Annotated in this window: 16 protein-coding genes; 11 read left to right on the top strand and 5 right to left on the bottom strand. The window is 65.0% G+C overall.

What is annotated here, in order from left to right:
• Window positions 1–190 precede the first annotated feature (190 nt).
• From gyrA to rarD, 9 genes are all read left to right on the top strand, one after another.
• Window positions 191–2965: a DNA gyrase subunit A gene (gene gyrA, locus J5M67_RS21970; RefSeq protein ID WP_207887435.1), complete on the top strand. Its 2775-nt coding sequence runs from the start codon at window positions 191–193 to the stop codon at window positions 2963–2965.
• Between the two features lie 14 nt (window positions 2966–2979).
• Window positions 2980–4065 carry a 3-phosphoserine/phosphohydroxythreonine transaminase gene (gene serC, locus J5M67_RS21965; RefSeq protein ID WP_207887434.1) on the top strand — a complete coding sequence of 362 codons (1086 nt, stop codon included), beginning with the start codon at window positions 2980–2982 and terminating at the stop codon, window positions 4063–4065.
• Complete coding sequence (gene pheA, locus J5M67_RS21960; protein ID WP_207887433.1) at window positions 4065–5162, top strand: prephenate dehydratase; 1098 nt, start codon at window positions 4065–4067, stop codon at window positions 5160–5162. The genes serC and pheA overlap by 1 nt, the downstream gene beginning before the upstream one ends.
• 80 nt (window positions 5163–5242) lie before the next feature.
• Entirely contained in the window at window positions 5243–6355 is a 1113-nt protein-coding gene (hisC, locus tag J5M67_RS21955) for a histidinol-phosphate transaminase (protein ID WP_207887432.1), read from the top strand.
• Complete coding sequence (locus J5M67_RS21950) at window positions 6348–8573, top strand: bifunctional prephenate dehydrogenase/3-phosphoshikimate 1-carboxyvinyltransferase (protein WP_207887431.1); 2226 nt, start codon at window positions 6348–6350, stop codon at window positions 8571–8573. Before hisC ends, J5M67_RS21950 begins: the two co-directional genes overlap by 8 nt.
• Window positions 8573–9262, top strand: a complete 690-nt coding sequence (cmk, locus tag J5M67_RS21945) for a (d)CMP kinase (protein ID WP_207887430.1) — start codon at window positions 8573–8575, stop codon at window positions 9260–9262. Before J5M67_RS21950 ends, cmk begins: the two co-directional genes overlap by 1 nt.
• Window positions 9263–9657: 395 nt before the next feature.
• Entirely contained in the window at window positions 9658–11340 is a 1683-nt protein-coding gene (rpsA, locus tag J5M67_RS21940) for a 30S ribosomal protein S1 (protein WP_207887429.1), read from the top strand.
• Window positions 11341–11481: 141 nt separating this feature from the next.
• Window positions 11482–12351 (top strand): carboxylate/amino acid/amine transporter, encoded by an 870-nt coding sequence (locus J5M67_RS21935; protein WP_207887428.1) that lies wholly within the window; start codon window positions 11482–11484, stop codon window positions 12349–12351.
• Window positions 12348–13244 carry an EamA family transporter RarD gene (rarD, locus tag J5M67_RS21930; protein WP_207887427.1) on the top strand — a complete coding sequence of 299 codons (897 nt, stop codon included), beginning with the start codon at window positions 12348–12350 and terminating at the stop codon, window positions 13242–13244. The genes J5M67_RS21935 and rarD overlap by 4 nt, the downstream gene beginning before the upstream one ends.
• A gap of 43 nt (window positions 13245–13287) precedes the next feature.
• Here the strand turns inward: rarD and J5M67_RS21925 are convergent, their stop codons facing one another.
• The 4 genes from J5M67_RS21925 to J5M67_RS21910 form a co-directional block, all read right to left on the bottom strand.
• Window positions 13288–13896: a C40 family peptidase gene (locus J5M67_RS21925; protein WP_207887426.1), complete on the bottom strand. Its 609-nt coding sequence runs from the start codon at window positions 13894–13896 to the stop codon at window positions 13288–13290.
• 349 nt (window positions 13897–14245) lie between these two features.
• Complete coding sequence (locus tag J5M67_RS21920; RefSeq protein ID WP_207887425.1) at window positions 14246–14668, bottom strand: NUDIX domain-containing protein; 423 nt, start codon at window positions 14666–14668, stop codon at window positions 14246–14248.
• Window positions 14665–15210: a dihydrofolate reductase family protein gene (locus tag J5M67_RS21915; protein WP_207887424.1), complete on the bottom strand. Its 546-nt coding sequence runs from the start codon at window positions 15208–15210 to the stop codon at window positions 14665–14667. Before J5M67_RS21915 ends, J5M67_RS21920 begins: the two co-directional genes overlap by 4 nt.
• A 97-nt stretch (window positions 15211–15307) precedes the next feature.
• Window positions 15308–16672 carry an MFS transporter gene (locus tag J5M67_RS21910; RefSeq protein WP_207887423.1) on the bottom strand — a complete coding sequence of 455 codons (1365 nt, stop codon included), beginning with the start codon at window positions 16670–16672 and terminating at the stop codon, window positions 15308–15310.
• Window positions 16673–16829: 157 nt separating this feature from the next.
• On the opposite strand from J5M67_RS21910, the gene J5M67_RS21905 reads away from it, so the two are divergent.
• Entirely contained in the window at window positions 16830–18167 is a 1338-nt protein-coding gene (locus J5M67_RS21905; RefSeq protein WP_207887449.1) for a DEAD/DEAH box helicase, read from the top strand.
• Between the two features lie 59 nt (window positions 18168–18226).
• On the opposite strand, the gene J5M67_RS21900 is transcribed toward J5M67_RS21905, so the two are convergent.
• The gene (locus J5M67_RS21900) at window positions 18227–19891 is read right to left on the bottom strand and encodes an MFS transporter (RefSeq protein WP_207887422.1); all 1665 of its coding nucleotides are present in this window, start codon (window positions 19889–19891) and stop codon (window positions 18227–18229) included.
• Between the two features lie 219 nt (window positions 19892–20110).
• Here J5M67_RS21900 and J5M67_RS21895 point away from each other — a divergent pair, with 219 nt between their 5' ends.
• Window positions 20111–21418 carry a phospholipase gene (locus J5M67_RS21895; protein WP_207887421.1) on the top strand — a complete coding sequence of 436 codons (1308 nt, stop codon included), beginning with the start codon at window positions 20111–20113 and terminating at the stop codon, window positions 21416–21418.
• The last annotated feature ends 190 nt before the right edge of the window (window positions 21419–21608 follow it).

Below are 21608 nucleotides of genomic sequence, written 5' to 3'. Positions count from 1 at the left end.
TTTGACCCTGGCTTGTGGTAAGCTCCGACGGTTCTTCGGGGGGCGTTTTCGCACCCCCTTCAGCATCGCGGATCAGCGCAATAAGTCGTTGATTTGTAGAGAGTCGGTGGCGCTTTGATGGCGCGCCGCGCTCCGCCGGGCCCAGGACGGGCGTGGCGGAGTCACATTTGAAAAAGGAACCAGGCTTCTCATGGGCGAACTGGCCAAAGAAATCCTCCCGGTCAACATCGAAGACGAACTCCGACAGTCCTACCTCGATTACGCCATGAGCGTGATCGTCGGTCGTGCCCTGCCCGATGCACGCGACGGCTTGAAGCCCGTGCATCGCCGCGTCCTGTACGCCATGAGCGAGCTGGGCAACGACTGGAACAAGCCCTACAAGAAATCCGCCCGTGTGGTCGGCGACGTGATCGGTAAGTACCACCCGCACGGCGACACCGCGGTATACGACACCATCGTCCGCATGGCCCAGCCGTTCTCGCTGCGCTACATGCTGGTCGACGGCCAGGGCAACTTCGGTTCGGTGGACGGCGACAACGCCGCGGCCATGCGATACACCGAAGTGCGCATGGCCAAGCTCGCCCATGAGCTGCTGGCGGACCTGGACAAGGAAACCGTCGACTGGGTGCCCAACTACGACGGCACCGAGCAGATCCCGGCGGTCATGCCGACCAAGATCCCGAACCTGCTGGTCAACGGTTCCAGCGGTATCGCCGTGGGCATGGCGACCAACATCCCGCCGCACAACCTCACCGAGGTGATCGACGGCTGCCTGGCGCTGATGGACAACCCCGAGCTGTCCATCGACGACCTGATGAACTACATCCCCGGCCCGGACTTCCCGACCGCGGGCATCATCAACGGCCGTGCGGGCATCATCGAGGCCTATCGCACCGGTCGTGGCCGCATCTATATCCGTGCCCGTGCCACCATCGAGGACATGGAAAAGGGCGGTAACCGCCAGCAGATCATCATCACCGAGCTGCCCTACCAGCTGAACAAGGCCCGCCTGATCGAGAAGATCGCGGAGCTGGTGAAAGAGAAGAAGATCGAAGGCATCACCGAGCTGCGCGACGAGTCCGACAAGGACGGCATGCGTGTGGTCATCGAGCTGCGCCGCGGTGAAGTGGGCGAGGTCGTGCTGAATAACCTCTACGCCCAGACCCAGCTGCAGAGCGTCTTCGGCATCAACGTGGTGGCCCTGGTCGACGGCCAGCCGCGCACGATGAACCTCAAGGAAATGCTCGAGGTGTTCATCCGTCACCGCCGTGAAGTGGTGACCCGCCGGACCGTCTACGAACTGCGCAAGGCCCGCGAGCGCGGCCACATCCTCGAAGGCCAGGCCGTCGCGCTGTCGAACATCGACCCGGTGATCGAGCTGATCAAGACCTCGCCGACCCCCGCCGAAGCCAAGGAGCGCCTGATCGCCACCGCCTGGGAATCCAGCGCCGTGGAAGCCATGGTCGAGCGCGCCGGCGCCGATTCCTGCCGTCCGGAAGACCTGGACGAGCAGTACGGCCTGCGCGACGGCAAGTACTACCTGTCCCCGGAACAGGCCCAGGCCATCCTGGAGCTGCGCCTGCATCGCCTGACCGGCCTGGAGCACGAGAAGCTCCTGTCCGAGTACCAGGAAATCCTCACCCTGATCGGCGAACTGATCCGCATCCTGACCAGCCCCGAGCGCCTGATGGAAGTCATCCGCGAGGAGCTGGAGAAGGTCAAGGCCGAGTTCGGCGATGCCCGCCGCACCGAGATCGTCGCGTCGCAGATGGACCTGACCATCGCCGACCTGATCACCGAAGAAGAGCGCGTGGTGACCATCTCGCACGGCGGCTACGCCAAGTCCCAGCCGCTGGCCGCCTACGAGGCCCAGCGTCGCGGTGGCAAGGGTAAGTCGGCCAGTGGCGTGAAGGACGAGGACTACATCGAGCACCTGCTGGTCGCCAACAGCCACGCCACCCTGCTGCTGTTCTCCAGCAAGGGCAAGGTCTACTGGCTGCGCACCTTCGAGATCCCGGAAGCCTCGCGTACCGCCCGTGGCCGTCCGCTGGTGAACCTGCTGCCGCTGGACGAAGGCGAGCGCATCACCGCGATGCTGCAGATCGACCTGGAAGCCGTGCGCGCCCAGTTCGCCGGTGAAGAAGGCGATGACGACGACGTAGTCGCCGAGCAGGTCGCCGAAGTGGTGGAAGCCGAAGAAGGCGAAGAGGGCGACGACGCCGACTTCAGCCAGGACGAGCCGACCGGCGCGTACATCTTCATGGCCACCATGAAAGGCACCGTGAAGAAGACCCCGCTGATCCAGTTCACCAAGCCGCGTTCCAACGGCCTGATCGCCCTGAAGCTGGAAGAGGGCGACTCGCTGATCGCCGCCGCCATCACCGACGGTTCGAAGGACGTGATGATGTTCTCCAACGCCGGCAAGGTGATCCGCTTCAAGGAAAGCAAGGTGCGCATCATGGGCCGTAACGCCCGTGGCGTGCGCGGCATGCGTCTGGCCGAAGACCAGCGCATCATCTCCATGCTGATCCCGGAATGCCGCGAGGCGCAGATCCTCACTGCCTCCGAGCGCGGCTACGGCAAGCGCACCCCGCTGGCCGACTACCCGCGTCGCGGTCGTGGTGGCCAGGGCGTGATCGCCATGGTGATCAACGAACGTAACGGCAACCTGGTCGGCGCCGTGCAGGTGCTGGACGGCGAGGAAATCATGCTGATTTCCGACCAGGGCACCCTGGTGCGTACCCGTGTCGACGAAGTTCGCGGCGCTGGCCGTAACACCCAGGGCGTGATCCTCATCAAGCTGGCCGCCGACGAAACCGTCGTGGGCCTGGAGCGGGTGCAGGAGCCGACCGTGGTCGAAGACGACGTCATCGACGGCGAGATCGTCGAAGGCGAAGTCTCGGACGAGAACCAAGAAGCAGGCGAAGCTGCGGCGGAAGAAGCCCCGCAGGCCAGCGAAGACTGATAGCGAGAGTGGATGTGAGCAAGCGAGCCTTTAACTTCTGCGCCGGTCCCGCGGCGCTTCCCACCGAGGTGCTGGAGCGCGCCCGCGCCGAGCTGCTGGATTGGCAGGGCAAGGGCCTGTCGGTCATGGAGATGAGCCACCGCAGCGACGACTACGTGGCCATCGCCGAGAAGGCCGAGCAGGACCTGCGCGACCTGATGGGCGTGCCGTCGAACTACAAGGTGCTGTTCCTGCAGGGCGGCGCCAGCCAGCAGTTCGCCGAGATTCCGCTGAACCTGCTGCCCGAAGACGGCGTGGCGGACTACGTGGAAACCGGCATCTGGTCGAAGAAGGCCATCGAAGAGGCTCGCCGCTACGGCAACGTCAACGTGGTTGCCAGCGCATCCAAGTACGACTACTTCGCCATCCCCGGGCAGAACGAGTGGAACCTGTCCAAGGACGCTGCCTACCTGCACTACGCGTCCAACGAGACCATCGGCGGCCTGGAGTTCGACTGGATTCCGGAAGTCGGTGATGTCCCGCTGGTGGTGGACATGTCCTCGGACATCCTCTCCCGCCCGATCGACGTGTCGAAGTTCGGCCTGATCTACGCCGGCGCGCAGAAGAACATCGGCCCATCCGGCCTGGTGGTCGTCATCGTTCGTGAAGACCTGCTGGGCCGCGCCCGCAGCATCTGCCCGACCATGCTCAACTACAAGGTCGCCGCCGATAACGGCTCCATGTACAACACCCCGGCGACCTATTCCTGGTACCTCTCCGGCCTGGTCTTCCAGTGGCTGAAGGAGCAGGGTGGCGTCGACGCCATGGAGAAGCGCAACCGCGCCAAGAAGGACATGCTGTACGGCTTCATCGACAGCAGCGACTTCTATACCAACCCGATCCAGCCCAGCGCCCGTTCCTGGATGAACGTGCCGTTCCGCCTGGCCGACGAGAAGCTCGACAAGGCCTTCCTCGAAGGCGCCGACGCGCGCGGCCTGCTCAACCTGAAGGGCCACCGTTCGGTGGGCGGCATGCGTGCCTCCATCTATAACGCCCTGGGCCTGGACGCCATCGAAGCCCTGGTCGGCTACATGGCCGAGTTCGAGAAGGAGCACGGCTGATGAGCGACGCTGACCAGCTCAAGGCTTTGCGCGTACGCATCGACAGCCTCGACGAGAAGATCCTCGAGCTGATCAGCGAACGCGCCCGCTGCGCCACCGACGTGGCGCGGGTGAAGATGGCTTCCCTGGCCGAAGGCGAGAAGCCGGTGTTCTACCGGCCCGAGCGCGAGGCCTGGGTGCTCAAGCACATCATGGAGCTGAACAAGGGCCCGCTGGACAACGAGGAAGTCGCGCGTCTGTTCCGCGAGATCATGTCCTCCTGCCTGGCCCTGGAGCAGCCGCTGAAAGTGGCCTACCTCGGCCCGGAGGGCACCTTCACCCAGGCCGCGGCGCTCAAGCACTTCGGCCACGCGGTGATCAGCACGCCGATGGCGGCCATCGACGAAGTGTTCCGCGAAGTCGCCGCCGGTGCGGTGAACTTCGGCGTGGTGCCGGTGGAAAACTCCACCGAGGGTGCGGTCAACCACACCCTCGACAGTTTCCTCGAGCACGACATGGTGATCTGCGGCGAGGTGGAGCTGCGCATCCACCACCACCTGCTGGTGGGCGAGAACACCAAGACCAGCAACATCACCCGCATCTATTCCCACGCCCAGTCCCTGGCCCAGTGCCGCAAATGGCTGGACGCGCACTACCCGAACGTCGAGCGCGTGGCGGTTTCCAGCAACGCCGACGCCGCCAAGCGGGTGAAGAGCGAGTGGAACAGCGCGGCGATTGCCGGCGACATGGCGGCCAGCCTGTACGGCCTGGACAAGCTGCACGAGAAGATCGAGGACCGCCCGGACAACTCCACGCGCTTCCTCATGATCGGCAATCAGGAAGTGCCGCCCACCGGCGACGACAAGACTTCCATCATCGTCTCCATGCGCAACAAGCCGGGCGCGTTGCACGAGCTGCTGGTGCCGTTCCACACCAACGGCATCGACCTGACCCGCATCGAGACCCGTCCGTCGCGCAGCGGCAAGTGGACCTACGTGTTCTTCATCGACTTCGTTGGCCACCACAAGGACCCGCTGATCAAGGACGTGCTGGAAAAGATCAGCAGCGAAGCCGTTGCCCTGAAGGTGCTGGGTTCCTACCCGAAAGCGGTTCTTTGATTCTGCTGCAGGCCGCAGGCGGCGCTTCGAAAGGGGCGAGCCGAACCTGCGGCCTGGAGCGCCAAGCCTGAGGCCTTCCCATGAGCTGTGATTTCCTTGCCCTGGCCCAGCCGGGCGTGCAGAAGCTTTCCCCCTATGTTCCCGGCAAGCCGGTCGATGAACTGGCGCGCGAGCTGAATCTCGACCCCGCCGGCATCATCAAGCTGGCCAGCAACGAGAACCCGCTCGGCCCGAGCCCGAAGGCGCTCGAAGCCATCCGCGCCGAACTGGCCGAGCTGACCCGCTACCCCGATGGCAACGGCTTCGAGCTGAAGAGCCGCCTGGCCGCCCGTTGTGGCGTCGGCGCCGCGCAGGTGACCCTGGGCAACGGCTCCAACGATATCCTCGACCTGGTGGCCCGCGCCTACCTCGCGCCCGGCCTGAACGCCGTGTTCAGCCAGTACGCCTTCGCCGTCTACCCGATCTCCACCCAGGCCGTTGGCGCCCAGGGCAAGGTCGTGCCGGCCAAGGACTGGGGCCATGACCTGGAAGCCATGCTGGCGGCCATCGATGCCAACACCCGCGTGGTCTTCATCGCCAACCCCAACAACCCCACCGGCACCTGGTTCGGCCCGGACGCGCTGGAGCGCTTCCTGTCGCAGGTTCCGGAGAACGTCCTGGTGGTGCTCGACGAGGCCTACATCGAATACGCCGAAGGCGAGGAGCTGCCGGACGGCCTGAAGTACCTGGCCCGCTACCCGAACCTGCTGGTGTCGCGCACCTTCTCCAAGGCCTACGGCCTGGCGTCGCTGCGCGTCGGCTACGCGATCTCCTCGGCGCAGGTCGCCGACGTGCTCAACCGCGTGCGCCAGCCGTTCAACGTCAACAGCCTGGCCCTGGCCGCCGCCTGTGCCGCGCTGGACGACGCCGAATACCTGGCCGAGGGCAAACGCATCAATGACGAGGGCATGGTGCAGCTGGAAAACGGCCTGCGTGCCCTGGACCTGCAGTGGATCCCCTCCAAGGGCAACTTCATTGCCGTCGATCTGAAGCGCGACGCCGGCCCGGTCTACCAGGCCCTGCTCGCCGAAGGCGTGATCGTCCGTCCGGTGGGCGGCTACGGCATGCCGCAGCACCTGCGCATCTCCATCGGCCTGCCAGCCGAGAACGCCCGCTTCCTCGAAGCGCTGGCCAAGGTGCTCGCCCGTGCCTGATGTCCAGTCGCACAAGCTCCGCCGCCTGGTGGTGGTGGGGCTCGGCCTGATCGGCGGGTCCTTCGCCAAGGGTATCCGCCAGAAGGGGCTGTTCGAGGAAGTGGTTGGCGTCGACCGTGACCCGGAAACCCGCCGCCTGGCGGTGGAGCTGGGCGTGGTCGACCGCTGCGAGGAAAGCCTCGCAGCCGGTTGCCGCGACGCCGACGTGATCCAGCTCGCCGTGCCGATCCTGGCCATGGAGAAGGTCCTCGGCGAACTCGCCACCTTCGACCTCGGCAACGCCATCCTCACCGACGTGGGCAGCGCCAAGGGCAATGTGGTGCGTGCCGCGAAGGCGGTGTTTGGTGGCATGCCGGCGCGCTTCATTCCTGGCCATCCCATCGCCGGCTCCGAGCAGAGCGGGGTGGAGGCGGCCAACGCGAAACTGTTCCGCCGTCATAAAGTCATCCTCACGCCACTGGATAATGCCGACGCAGATGCGGTCAATTGCATCGAGTCGCTTTGGCGTGGGCTGGGCGCGGATGTTGAGCAGATGGACGTCGAGCACCACGACGAAGTCCTGGCGGCGACTAGCCACCTGCCGCACCTGCTGGCCTTCACGCTGGTCGACTCGCTGGCCAAACGCAGCGAGAATCTGGAAATCTTCCGCTATGCCGCCGGTGGCTTCCGCGACTTCACGCGGATCGCCGGCAGCGACCCGGTGATGTGGCACGACATCTTCCTCGCCAACCGCGGGGCGGTGCTGCGCATCCTCGACGTATTCCGTGACGACCTCGACGCCCTGCGCGAGGCCGTCGACAAGGGGGACGGGCAGCAACTGATGGGCGTCTTCACCCGCGCCCGGGTTGCCCGCGAGCATTTCAGCAAAATCCTGGCCCAACGGGCCTATGTGGACGCCATGCATAACAATGACCTGATTTTCCTGGCCCAGCCGGGTGGCCGCCTGTCCGGACGTGTTCGCGTACCGGGCGACAAGTCCATCTCCCACCGCTCGATCATGCTCGGCTCCCTGGCCGAAGGCACGACCGAGGTGCAAGGCTTCCTCGAGGGCGAAGATGCCCTGGCCACCATTCAGGCGTTCCGCGACATGGGCGTGGTCATCGAAGGCCCGCACCACGGCCGCGTGACCGTCCACGGCGTTGGCCTGCACGGCCTGAAGCCGCCGCCCGGTCCGATCTACCTGGGCAACTCCGGCACCTCCATGCGCCTGCTCAGCGGCCTGCTGGCGGCCCAGCCGTTCGACTCCACCCTGACCGGCGACCCGTCGCTGTCCAAGCGTCCGATGAACCGCGTCGCCAAGCCGCTACGCGAGATGGGCGCGGTGATCGAGACCGGCCCCGAAGGCCGTCCGCCGCTGACCATTCGTGGCGGCAAGAAGCTCACCGGCATGCATTACGACATGCCAATGGCCAGCGCCCAGGTGAAATCCTGCCTGCTGCTCGCCGGCCTCTATGCAGCCGGCCAGACCTCCACCACCGAGCCGGCTCCGACCCGCGACCATACCGAGCGCATGCTGCGCGGCTTCGGCTACCCGGTCGATGTCGAAGGCGCCACCGCCCGCGTCGAGTCCGGCCACAAGCTGACCGCCACCTCCATCGAGGTCCCGGCCGACATCTCCTCGGCTGCCTTCTTCCTGGTCGCGGCGAGCATCGCCGAAGGTTCCGACCTGACCCTGGAGCACGTCGGCATCAACCCGACCCGCACCGGCGTCATCAACATCCTCAAGCTCATGGGCGCCGACATCACCCTGGAAAACCAGCGTGAAGTGGGCGGCGAGCCGGTTGCCGACATTCGCGTGCGCTCGGCCCAACTGAAGGGCATCGACATCCCCGAAGACCTGGTGCCGCTGGCCATCGACGAATTCCCGGTACTCTTCGTCGCCGCCGCCAACGCCCAGGGCCGCACCGTCCTGCGCGGTGCTGAAGAGCTGCGCGTGAAGGAATCCGACCGCATCCAGGTCATGGCCGATGGCCTGATCGCTCTGGGCGTGAAGTGCGAGCCGACCCCGGACGGCATCATCATCGACGGCGGCAGCTATGGCGGCGGCGAAGTCTGGAGCCATGGCGACCACCGTATCGCCATGTCCTTCAGCGTGGCCTCCCTGCGTGCCGGCGCGCCGATCCGCATCCACGACTGCGCCAACGTCGCGACCTCCTTCCCGAACTTCCTCGGGCTGGCCTCCGGCGCGGGCATCCGCGTCGCCGAGGAGAAGAACTGATGAACGCTGAATGGCCGGTCCTGGCCATCGACGGCCCCAGCGGCTCGGGCAAGGGCACCGTCGCCGGCCTGCTGGCCAAGCGCCTGGGCTGGAACCTGCTGGACTCCGGTGCGCTGTACCGCCTGCTGGCGTTCGCCGCCGGTAACCATGGCATCGACCTGACCAACGAGGAAGCCCTCAAGGTTCTGGCTGCGCACCTTGACGTGCAGTTCACCCACGGCAAGGGTGGGCAGGGCCAGCACATCATCCTCGAAGGCGAAGACGTCACCGACACCATCCGCACCGAACAGGTCGGCGCCGGTGCCTCGCAGGTCGCCGCACTGCCGGCGGTGCGTGACGCCCTGCTGCAACGCCAGCGCGCCTTCCTCGAAGCGCCCGGCCTGGTGGCCGATGGTCGCGACATGGGCACCGTGGTCTTCCCCGGCGCCCAGTTGAAGATATTCCTCACCGCTTCGGCCGAGGAGCGCGCCCGCCGCCGCTACCTGCAGCTGAAGAACAAGGGCATCGACAGCGACCAGGCGCAACTGGCCGAAGAAATCCGCACCCGCGACGAGCGCGACAGCCAACGCGCCGTGGCGCCGCTGAAGCCGGCCAAAGGTGCGATCCTGGTGGACTCCACCTCGATGGGCATCGATGAGGTGGTCGACAGCATCCTCGCTGAGGTTTCGCGCCTGGGCCTGGCTGACTAGTCGAGCGGCAAATGAAAATCCCCGGCAGTGCCGGGGATTTTTCTTTAAGGGGGGCGGTTCCGCAGGATGGATCTGACAGGCGGTTCCCCCACTTTCCGAGGCTGGGCGAAAATGAAGGAATGAGGCTGGAGTCAACAAGGGCATTGGGCACCAGGGGCGTCGATTGACGCAATCGCCATCCATTGCTACCATTCCAGACCTTGTATCGGGAGGGTTTCGCCCATATTGAGCGAAGCGTTCCCTTAAAATCTGAATGTGGAGCATCCGTTTCGGCGGGTGCAACAGGGGGCCGGCGGGATACCAGTCTTGATCCCGCTGGCTTCTTTTTCATCACTTGACCGTGTTCGCTGGTGGCGCGGAATCGGGCTTACAAGCCTTTGACTACAGGTATAGACATGAGCGAAAGCTTCGCAGAACTCTTTGAAGAAAGTCTGAAATCCCTCGACATGCAGCCGGGTGCAATCATCACCGGCATCGTGGTCGACATCGATGGTGACTGGGTCACCGTCCATGCCGGTCTGAAATCCGAGGGCGTCATCCCGGTCGAGCAGTTCTACAACGAACAGGGCGAGCTGACCATCAATGTGGGTGACGAAGTCCACGTTGCGCTGGACGCGGTAGAAGATGGCTTCGGTGAAACCAAGCTGTCCCGCGAGAAAGCCAAGCGTGCCGAGAGCTGGATTGTTCTGGAAGCTGCTTTCTCTGCCGACGAAGTGGTCAAGGGCGTCATCAACGGCAAGGTCAAGGGTGGCTTCACCGTTGACGTCAACGGCATCCGCGCATTCCTGCCGGGTTCGCTGGTCGACGTGCGTCCGGTGCGTGATACCACTCACCTGGAAGGCAAAGAGCTCGAGTTCAAGGTCATCAAGCTGGACCAGAAGCGCAACAACGTTGTCGTTTCCCGCCGCAGCGTCCTGGAAGCCGAGAACAGCGCCGAGCGCGAAGCCCTGCTGGAATCCCTGCAGGAAGGCCAGCAGGTCAAAGGTATCGTCAAGAACCTCACCGACTACGGTGCGTTCGTTGACCTGGGCGGCGTCGATGGTCTGCTGCACATCACCGACATGGCCTGGAAGCGTATCAAGCATCCGTCGGAAATCGTCAACGTTGGCGACGAGATCGATGTCAAGGTTCTGAAGTTCGACCGCGAGCGCAACCGCGTATCCCTGGGTCTGAAGCAACTGGGTGAAGACCCATGGGTTGCTATCAAGGCTCGTTACCCGGAAGGCACCCGCGTTACCGCGCGCGTCACCAACCTCACCGACTACGGCTGCTTCGCCGAGCTGGAAGAGGGCGTGGAAGGCCTGGTACACGTCTCCGAAATGGACTGGACCAACAAGAACATCCACCCGTCGAAAGTCGTTCAGGTTGGCGACGAAGTGGAAGTTCAGGTTCTGGACATCGACGAAGAGCGTCGTCGTATCTCCCTGGGCATCAAGCAGTGCAAGTCCAACCCGTGGGAAGACTTCTCCGGCCGCTTCAACAAGGGCGACAAGATCTCCGGCACCATCAAGTCGATCACCGATTTCGGTATCTTCATCGGCCTGGAAGGCGGCATCGACGGTCTGGTTCACCTGTCCGACATCTCCTGGAACGAAGTTGGCGAAGAAGCCGTTCGCCGCTTCAAGAAGGGCGACGAGCTGGAAACCGTCATCCTCTCCGTTGATCCGGAGCGTGAGCGCATCTCCCTGGGCATCAAGCAGCTGGAAGACGATCCGTTCTCCAACTACGCCTCGATGCACGAGAAGGGCACCATCGTTCGCGGCACCGTGAAGGAAGTTGACGCCAAGGGTGCTGTCATCACCCTGGCCGGCGAAATCGAAGGCATCCTGAAAGCCTCCGAAATCAGCCGTGACCGCGTTGAAGACGCTCGCAACGTTCTGAAAGAAGGCGAAGAAGTCGAAGCCAAGATCATCAGCATCGACCGTAAGAGCCGCGTCATTTCCCTCTCCATCAAGTCCAAGGACGTTGATGACGAGAAGGATGCGATGAAAGAACTGCGTAGCAAGCAAGACGCAGAAAGCACTGGTCCGACCACCATCGGTGACCTGATCCGTGCTCAGATGGAGAACCAGGGCTAATCCCTGCTTCCTCATCCAAGGAAAAGGGCGACTTCGGTCGCCCTTTTTCGTTTCTGCCTTTCGCTGGCGGCGGGCGCGCAGCGCTATTCTCCGGTGTGAGACAGACGCTATGGTGCTTGCCCCGTTCCGGTCGTATCCCTCATGCCTTACCTGCTTTTCGTTACCGTCCTCTGGGCGTTTTCCTTCAGCCTGATCGGTGAGTATCTCGCCGGGCAGGTCGACAGCTATTTCGCGGTACTGACCCGTGTGGTGCTCGCCGGCCTGGTGTTCCTGCCGTTGACCCGCTGGCGCGGCGTCGATCCGCGTTTCATTGCCGGGGTGATGCTGGCCGGCGCGCTGCAGTTCGGCATTACCTATGTCTGCCTCTACCAGAGCTTCCGGGTGCTGACGGTGCCGGAAGTGCTGCTGTTCACCGTGCTGACCCCGTTGCACGTGGCGCTGATCGATGACGCGCTGAACCGCCGTTTCAATGCCTGGGCGCTGCTGGCGGCCGCCGTGGCGGTGCTGGGGGCGGGGATCATCCGCTACGACGGCGTCAGCGGCGATTACATCCAGGGCTTCCTGCTGCTGCAGCTGGCCAACGCGACCTTCGCCGCCGGGCAGGTGTTCTACAAGCACCTGGTACAGCGCTACCCCTCGGATATCCCGCAATACCGCCGCTTCGGCTACTTCTTCGTCGGCGCGCTGCTGATCGCGCTGCCGGGCTGGCTGCTGTTCGGTAACCCGCACAAGCTGCCCAGCACCGAGGTGCAATGGGGCGTGCTGGTGTGGATGGGGTTGCTGGCCACGGCGTTGGGGCAGTTCTGGTGGAACAAGGGCGGCACCCTGGTGGATGCCGGAACCCTGGCGGTGATGAATAACCTGCACGTGCCGGTGGGACTGCTGATCAATCTGCTGATCTGGGGCGAACAGGCCGATCTGCCGCGCCTGGCCTTGGGCGGTGCGGTGATCGTCGCATCCCTGGGCGTCAATCGCCTCGGCCTGCGCTGCCACAAGGAGCGTTTCGCATGAATATCTCCGGACGTGGCGTGGCGCTGTCCCTGGCGTCGTCGGTGCTGTTCGTGACCCTGCCGGCCTATATCCATGCATTGGAGCCGCTGAGCAGCATTCAGGTGATCGCTCATCGGGTGGTCTGGTCGATTCCCATGGTGCTGTTGCTGGTGTGGTTCACCCGCCAGGGAAATGTCCTGCGTGACGCAGCCCGGCGCCTGCTGCGTGAGCCTTGGCTGCTGGCGTGCTTCCCGCTGACGGCGGCGATGATGTTGGTGCAGTGGGGCGTGTTCATCTGGGCGCCCATGGTCGGGCGCACCCTGGAGTTGTCGCTGGGCTACTTCCTGCTGCCGTTGACCATGGTGCTCTGCGGGCGGCTGTTCTATGGCGAGCGCCTGACGCCGCTGCAAGCCATCGCCGTGGCCTTCGCCGTTGCCGGGGTACTGCATGAGCTGTGGCTGACCCGGGCGTTTTCCTGGTTCAGCCTGATCACGGCGCTGGGCTATCCGCCGTACTTCATGCTGCGCCGCAAGATGGCGGTGGACTCGCTATCGGGCTTCGTCTTCGAGATGGCCGTGCTGCTGCCGTTCGCGCTGGCGACGCTGTGGATCACCGGCAGCGGCGAGGTACTGGAGGCGGTGCCGCGCCTGTGGGCATTGCTGCCGCTGCTTGGCCTGATCAGTGCGCTGGCCTTTGGTGCCATGATGGCGTCCAGCCGGTTGCTGCCGATGGGGCTGTTCGGGATTCTGAGCTACGTCGAGCCGGTGCTGTTATTCGCCATCGCCGTGCTGTTCCTGGGCGAGGCGTTCAATCCGGCGCAGATCTGGACCTACGGACCGATCTGGATCGCCGTGCTGCTGACCGGTTGGGATAGCGCGCGACTGCTGCGCCGTCAGGCGCGTCGAGGCTTGTAAGCGAGGAGGGAAGCGCTCTCCCAGGAAGGGAGAGCGCAGGCCGTCAGTCGAAGCTGCGGCCGCCGACGTCGGCCTTGGCCAGGGTTTCCGGCAGGATGCGGCGGGCGGCGGTGTAGTGACGTTTCCAGTAGTCGCCATTGAGGTCGGAGACGCGGACCTTCTGGCCGCGGCGCGGCGCATGGACGAACTGGTTGTCGCCGACGTAGATGCCGACGTGGTCGACATTGCGGCGATTGTGGATGCGGAAGAACACCAGGTCGCCGGGCTGCAGATCGTCGCGGGCCACCTTCGGGTTGCCGCGCATGCTGAAGATCTCGCGGGCGGTACGCGGCAGGTCGACTTCATCCACGTTCTGGAACACGTAGTTCACCAGGCCGCTGCAATCGAAGCCGCGCTTGGGCGTAGTGCCGCCCCAGCGGTAGGGCGTGCCGATCATGCTGTAGGCGCGCTGAGTGACCTGGTGTGCCTCGCTCTTGGCCGGTTTTTCGGCCTGAGGCGTCATGGTCAGCAGGGCGCTGCCCTGGACCGGGACGCGCAGGTCGACCGGAGCAGGGTGGTAGGTGCGTGAGACCTTGGATGAGGCGGTAGCCCCGGTGGCGGCCAAGAGGGTCGCCAAGCCTATGGAAAGGCATGTCAAAATGTTACGTCGCATTCGGCATGTCTTCTTGCTGGTTGATGTCACCCAGACTCCGCTGGATCGCCGTTGCTGTCGGCGTGGTTTCCTTTTTGTCCGTCTAAAAAGTCCGGGCATTCTGAACGAGTTTTTCATGACAGTTTTTACCGTCTGTCGACTCTGCAAATCGTCATGTGACTTGCCGGAAGATCCGTGACATGTGCTCGGACCCATCGGTCAGGGCCGTGGCTTATAGCAGGAAGCCCTATGCCATGGGGGTTTGGGCTATGACGGCAGGGCGCCATGCCCCTGATGGCGCAAAGCCAGGGAAGGTGTGCCGTCGCAGGTAAAAACCCGACGAAATGCAGGTTCTTGCGGTGACCGGGAATCAGCCCAGGTGCTGGAGAAGGGCTGGCAGGACGTGTTCGCGCAACAGCGGCGCGAGATTGTGCGGGACGCTTTTGCCAGGGGCCAGGTCAGTGGGGGCGAGCCAGGCCAGTTCTTCCAGCTCCGCCGCGGGGCTCACCGGGTGGGGCAGGGCGGCCAGGTAGACCTGCGCGTCGACCCGGGTATCGGGCTCATTGGCCGCGTCGGCGTGGAAATGGCCCAGCGGCGTCAGCGCGTTTTCCGTCAGGCGCAGGTTGAGCTCTTCATCCAGTTCGCGCAGCAGAGCCTGCACCGAGGTTTCACCGGGCTCGTGCTTACCACCGGGCAGCATGAAGGCGTGGGTGCCGCGCTTGCGCACCAGCAGCAGGCGTCCGCTGTCGTCGAGCAGGCAGGCGGCGGCGATGCTGAGGGTGACGAGGGTCATGGCGAGGGGCTTTCCTTGAGGACCTGGTAACGCAGCTGCACGATGCCGCTGGGGAAGCTGCGCTGTTCCAGCAGTTGCAGGCGTTGTTCGAGCCCGATGCTGAACAGCGGAATGCCGGCTCCGAGCAGGTGGGGGATGATGCTGACGATCAGCTCGTCGAGCAACCCCGCGGCAAGAAAGTTTCCCGCCAGGCTCCCGCCGCCGACCAGCCAGATGCGCCGACAACCCTTGGCCTGCAGGGCCTCCAGGGCTTCGCTCGGTGGGCTGTGCATCAACTCGACGGTGGGGCTTGCCAGCGGAAGGTGGTTGGCACGGGTCAGGATGAGGGCCGGTTTGCCCGGATAGGGCCAGTCGCCCAATCCGAGGGAGTGGAGGTAGGTGGCGCGCCCCATCAGCAGGCCGTCGATACTGGCATAGAAGGCGCCGTAGCCATGGTCGTCGGTCGCGCTGTCGTAACCCTGCAGCCAGTCCACGCTGCCATCGGGCCGGGCGATATACCCGTCCAGGCTGGCAGCGACGAAATAAATGAGAGTCGATTGCACCCTGTTTCTCCGTTGCGTAAGGCTCGATCAGAGCATGGCACGGTGGCTGTAGGGTGCTGGTACGTTCGTCCGATTCCTGCCTGCGTTGGGCGGCACGTCAGCCGGCGAGTTCCTCCAGGGTTCGGCCACGCGTTTCGATGCCGAAGATCCAGACCACGCCGGCGGCGAGCAGGAAGCACAGTGCGCCGAGGGTGAATACGCCTCCCTGGCCGGCCACCGGCAGGATCAGGCCGGCGACAGTGGGGCCGAGCAGCGAGCCGATGCGTCCGACTGCCGAGGCGAAGCCGGAACCGGTGGCGCGCGCCGAGGTGGGGTAGAGCTCCGGCGTGTAGGTGTAGAGCACCGCCCACATGCCGAACAGGAAGAACTGCATGGCCAGACCGAAGCCGATCAGCAGACCCAGGCTGCCGCCGAACACCGCCGTCTGCCCATAGGCATAGGCCATCGCGCCGCCGCCCAGGAGCATCAGCACGCAGCTCGGCTTGCGGCCCCAGCGTTCGACCAGCCAGGCCGCGCAGAGGAAGCCGGGGATGCCGGCCAGGGAGATCAGCACCGTGTAGTAGACCGACTGGGTTGCGGCGAAGCCCGATTGCTGCAGCAGGGCGCTGAGCCAGGAGGTGAGGCCGTAGAAGCCGAGCAGGGCGAAGAACCACAGGCTCCAGACCGTCAGGGTGCGGCTGCGGTAGGCGGGCGACCAGAGTTCGGCGAAGGCGCGGAAGAAGCCCGGCGCACTCGGCTCCGGGCGCGCCAGCGGGGTGGGCTCGGGCAGGCTGGTCAGCTTGAGTGAAGCCATTACCCGCGCTTCGATGCGTTGCAGGGAGCGCTCGGCCTGATCGAGCAGTCCGGCCTGTTCCAGCCAACGCGGCGATTCCGGGATCATGAAGCGGATCGCCAGGACGAAGATCGCCGGGAAGGCCAGCAGCAGGAACAGGCTGCGCCAGCCGGCCACCGGCAGGATGAAGTAGGACAGACAGCCGGCGGCGATGAAACCCAGCGGCCAGAAGCCATCCATCAGCGCGATGTACTTGCCGCGTTTCTGCGCTGGGATCATTTCCGAGAGCAGCGACTGGGCGATGGGAAACTCCATGCCCATGCCTATCCCCAGCAGCACGCGGTAGAGGGTCAGTTGCTGCACGTCGCCGGCGGTGGAGCAGAGGTAGCTGGCGATGCCCCAGAGCACGATGCTCCACTGGAACACCGGCTTGCGCCCGAAGCGGTCGGCGAGCAGCCCGGACAGCGCCGCGCCGACCACCATGCCGACGAAGCTGGAGCTTGCCAGCAGGCCGGCCTGGGCGCTGGAGAGGCCGAACTCAGCTTTGATCGAGCCGAGCAGGAAGGTCATCATCGCCAGGTCCATGGAGTCGAAGAAGAACGCCAGGGCGATGATCACGAAGATCAGCCGGTGGTAAGGACTCAGCGGCAAGCGCTCCAGACGTTCGGCGGCGGTTGGGCGGTGCGTCATCGCGGCGTTCCTTGTGCGGCGTTCTTGAGCGGTGCAGCCAGTCTGGGAGCGCCTTCCGCCCGCGTCTGTCCCGCACGCGACCCGTGCCGTACCGATTGCGACCGGCGAATAAAACCCGCGCATCGGTTACGCTATGCAGCTATTTGGTCTTTACGTGATATCGAGGTCTGCCTTGTTCTCCCAATTCGCCCTGCACGAACGCCTGCTCAAGGCGCTCGATTCGTTGTCCTTCTCCGAGCCGACTCCGGTCCAGGCGGCGGCCATCCCGAAGGCCCTGGAGGGACGCGACCTGCGGGTGACGGCGCAGACCGGCAGCGGCAAGACCGCGGCCTTCGTGCTGCCGCTGCTGCACCGCCTGCTCGCCGAGGAGAAGCCCAAGAGCGGCGCCCGTGCGCTGATCCTGCTGCCGACCCGCGAGCTGGCCCAGCAGACCCTCAAGGAAGTGGAGCGCTTCGCCCAGTTCACCTTCATCAAGGCTTGCCTGATCACCGGCGGCGAAGACTTCAAGGTGCAGGGCGCGCGCCTGCGCAAGAATCCGGAAATCATCATCGGCACCCCCGGCCGCCTGAACGAGCAGTTCAACGCCGGCAATCTGCCGCTGGGTGACGTGGAAGTGCTGATCCTCGACGAAGCCGACCGCATGCTCGACATGGGCTTCTCCGAGGACGTGCTCAAGCTCGCCGCGCAGTGCCCGGCCGAGCGCCAGACCCTGCTGTTCTCCGCCACCAGCGGCAGCGGCCTGCACGAGATGGTCGAGAAGGTCCTGCGCGAGCCGGAGAACCTGCAGCTCAACCGCGTCAGCGAGCTGAACGAGGATGTCAGCCAGCAGGTGATCCTGACCGACGACGTCGCGCACAAGGAAGCCCTGGTGCACTGGCTGATCGGCAACGAGACCTACGACAAGGCGATCATCTTCACCAACACCCGCGTCGCCGCCGACCGTCTTACCGGCCGCCTGATCGCTGCCGGGCACAAGGTCTTCGTCCTGCATGGCGAGAAGGACCAGAAGGACCGCAAGCTGGCCATCGAACGCCTGAAGCAGGGCGCGGTGAAGGTGCTGGTCGCCACCGACGTGGCCGCCCGTGGCCTGGACGTCGATGGCCTGGACCTGGTGATCAACTTCGACATTCCGCGTCGTGGCGACGAGTACGTGCACCGCATCGGCCGTACCGGCCGCGCCGGCGCCTCGGGCACCGCGATTTCGCTGGTCGGCCATGGCGACTGGAACCTGATGTCGAGCATCGAGCGCTACCTCAAGCTGCGCTTCGAGCTGCGCGTCATCAAGGAACTGAAGGGCACGTACAAGGGGCCGAAGAAGGTCAAGGCATCCGGCAAGGCCGCCGGCACCAAGAAGAAAAAGGACGATGCGAAGAAGACCGGCAGCAAGGCACCGGCGAAGAAAAAGCCCACCGCCAAGCCCAAGGCCGGCCCGTCCAAGGTCGTGAGCCAGGACGGTCTGGCGCCCCTCAAGCGCAAGAAGCCGGCGGCGGAGTAAGCCTTCCGCGTCACCTGAAACGCCTCTCCTGACCGAGGGGCGTTTTTGCTTCTACGCCATTAGCCCAGGGACTCCGGCGGCGGCTCGTAACTTCCCGACTCGTAGCTCACCCCGTGGCGTATCACCGGCGGCGCGTCACCCGCATGCAGGCTGGTGACGTTGTCGATGATGGTCTTGTCCTCGAGGGTGAGGCGGTCGAGCATGCGCAGGTGGCCGATCCAGTTATCCACCAGGAACAGCTCCTGCCAGATTTCCGGGTTGCTCACGTCGCGGTACAGCGCCCAGCGCTCCGCCCCATTGCGCAGGCGCAGGCGGCGCAACGGCTTGGCGGCGCGGACGAAGTCACGGGTGCGCTCGGCGGGAATCCGGTACTCGATGGAGACCAGCACCGAGCCGCGCTCCGGGTTGAAGACGAAGGTCGGCTGCCCCGGCACGCCGCCCGGTGCACGGGCGATGCTGGCGGAGTTCAGCTCCGGCAGGCGCGAGTTGTACAGCAGTGCCACCGAGACCAGCAGCAGGCAACCGGCGGCGATCAGCGCGCCCTGCACTCCCATGGTTTCGGCAAAGTGGCCCCAGAGGAACGAGCCCGCCGCTAGCCCGCCATAGATCGCGGTCTGGTAGAGCGCCAGGGCCCGCGCCTTGACCCAGTCGGGCACGAGAATCTGCACGGCGGAGTTGTAGGTGGCTACCGCCGCGATCCAGCAGGCGCCGCCCAGCACCAGGGCGGGGAAGATCACCCAGAGGTTGTCGACCCAGCCCAGGATGAGCATGACCAGCGCTAGCGTGGCGGCGGCGAAGCTGATCAGCCTGCTGCTGCCCAGCAGCAGGCGAGCCTTGCTGACCACGGTACTGGCGACGATGGCGCCCAGGCCGAGGGCGCCGAGCATGTAGCCGTACACCGAGGCGCTGCCGTCCGGATTACGGTGTGCCAGCAGCGGCAACAAGGCCCAGATGGCGCTGGCCGACAGGCCGAACACCGCCGAGCGCATCATCACCAGGCGGGTGACGCTGGAATATTGGGTGAAGCGCAGCGCGGCGATCACGCCTTCGAAAATGTGCTCCGGCGGCAAAGTGCGCTTGGGCACCTCGCGGCGCCATTGCCAGATCGCCCAGATCAGCGCGGCGTAGCACAGGCAGTTGAACAGGAACACCCAGGACGGCCCGGTGGCCGACAGCAGCAGGCCGCCGATGGCCGGGCCGACGGCGCGGGCGACGTTGTAGTTGACGCTGTTGAGCAGCACCGCGTCGCCGAGCATGCGCGGCGGCACCTGCTCGTTCACCGCCGCCTGCCAGGCGGGGATGGTGATGGAGCTGCCCAGCGATAGCCAGAGGATCGACACGATCAGCATCAGCGGATCGAGGTAGCCCATGAACGCCAGCACCGTCACCAGGGCGGCGCCGGAGAGCTCCACCGTCAGGCCGACCAGCATGATTTTGCGCCGGTCGTGGTTGTCGGCCAGTACGCCGGACATGATCGACAGCAGCACCAGCGGCAGCGCCGAGGCGACCTGGATCATCGCCACCATCAGCGGGCTGGCGTGGGCCTCGGTGACTACCCAGGCGGCCGCCACCGATTGCGCCCAGGTGCCCAGGTTGGCGAACAGGTTGCAGATCCAGATGATGCGGAACGCGGCGATGCTGAAGGGGGCGAGAACGCCGCTGCGGGGTTCTACTGGATCGGGTTTGAGGGGGAGGTCGTGCTTGGGTGAAACGGACTGCAGCATGGGGACGCCCTTATTTCGAGTGACCGGCAATCAGGCCGCGCCGGTGTCTTTCCATGCCGGGCAAGTGTAGTGGCTGGGACCATATGCGCCATTGATGATGGTCAGCCCTGGCGTTATCCGTGACTTGCTTTGGCTGTCTTCGACAGTGCCGGCGTGGCTTCGGATTGTTAGGCTGCGTCCGAATTTTCTTTCGTATTGCCCAATAAGAGCGAAAAGCCGATGAAGCGATTCTCCACCTGTCTGCCCACCTGCCTGCTGGCCGGCCTGCTGGTGCTGCCGCAAAGCCTCTGGGCCTGGTCCAATCACACTCTGGGCAGCTACATCGCCCTGCAGCAGTTGCCGGCGCTCGCCCAGGCGCCGGAAGTCGAGGTGGAGCCGCTGGAAAGCTTCATCAGCCAGCAGCGTGCTGGCCTGGTAAAACTGCTGGACGAGCAGGAAACCTATGCCCGCGAACACTTCCGCGCGTACCCGCCGCGCCCGGATGACCTGCGTCTGACGGAGGATGGCCGCGACGACCCGAACAAGGCATTCCTCATGGCGTTGCGCCTGAACCCGGAAATCAAGTTGGCCACCGCCGTGCAGCCGCCGCCGGGCGGCGAACTGCCCGGCCATGCCGCGCTCAAGCCGGCCGATGTGCTGGTGTTCCACAATCTCTCCGGTTGGAGCCAGTGGCGCTTCGTGCAATTGCAGCCGGGGGAGAAGATCCCCGCGCTGGATGTGCTGGCCAGCGCCGCCGACGAGCCGGACTTCGGCCACGACATCAACCTGTTCAGCGACAACCCCGGCGAGGCCGGCCAGCGCTACGGCTTCGGCACGCAGCCGTTCGGCGACCCGCGCTACGAGTTCAGCTCCCAGGCGCCGTTCCACATGGGCTTCTACCACGAGGACGCGATCATCTTCGCCGGCGCGCCATACCTTGAGCGCAACTGGCCGGAGTGGCGCGCCTACCAGTTCTACGGCCTGGCGCGCTTCGCCTTCGACACGGGGCACCCGTACTGGGGCTACCGCTTCCTCGGCTGGGCGATGCATTACATCCAGGACATGACCCAGCCCTACCACTCGACGCCGCTGCCGGGGGAGACCACCAGCAGCATGTTGTGGACGGCGGGCAAGTCGATGGCCGGCTTCGATGCCGACAAGCTGGCGGCGATCCAGCGCGTGGCGGACCGGCATACCGGCGTCGAGCGTTATCAGGTGGACTGGCTGCGCGAGACCTTGCGCCAGGGTGGGCAGTCGCCTTTGCTGGCGGTCTATGCCGACACCAGCACCGATGGAAGTTATCCACCGTACTCGACCGAGTACCTGCGTGACGTGGTGGCGAGCGAGTCCCATGCCCATGCGGCGGCATTCGATGCGGCCATCGGTCATTGGCTGGAAAACGAAAAGACGCCGGCGGGAGATTTCAGCGCGGGGAACTCACCGCAGCCGTTCCGCCACGACGAGGCGCTGGATGAGCAGATCCTGCAATTGATCCGGCACTTTGGCGCGCACAGTCGCAACCTCGCGAAGGCGGCGCTTCAGCCGTAAGGGAACATTCCCGTCGGGGCGGCGTGGAGCCCCGGCGGGAATGTCTTGGAACCCGCTCCTGATCCGACGAGCTAGAGCAGGGCAAGGCGAAAGTGGGCGAGGGAGCGGAGTTTGCTGCTGCAAATGAGCATCCCGAGCCCAGTTTCAACGCAGCCCTGCCGACGCGCAGTCGATCAGAGCAGGTTCTAAG

Origin of the sequence: Pseudomonas sp. 30_B (assembly GCF_017491605.1) — a bacterium.
In the GTDB taxonomy this organism is placed as follows: domain Bacteria; phylum Pseudomonadota; class Gammaproteobacteria; order Pseudomonadales; family Pseudomonadaceae; genus Pseudomonas.
The sequence above is the reverse complement of the archived record's forward strand: the minus strand, read 5'-3'. Positions and strand labels throughout refer to the sequence as shown.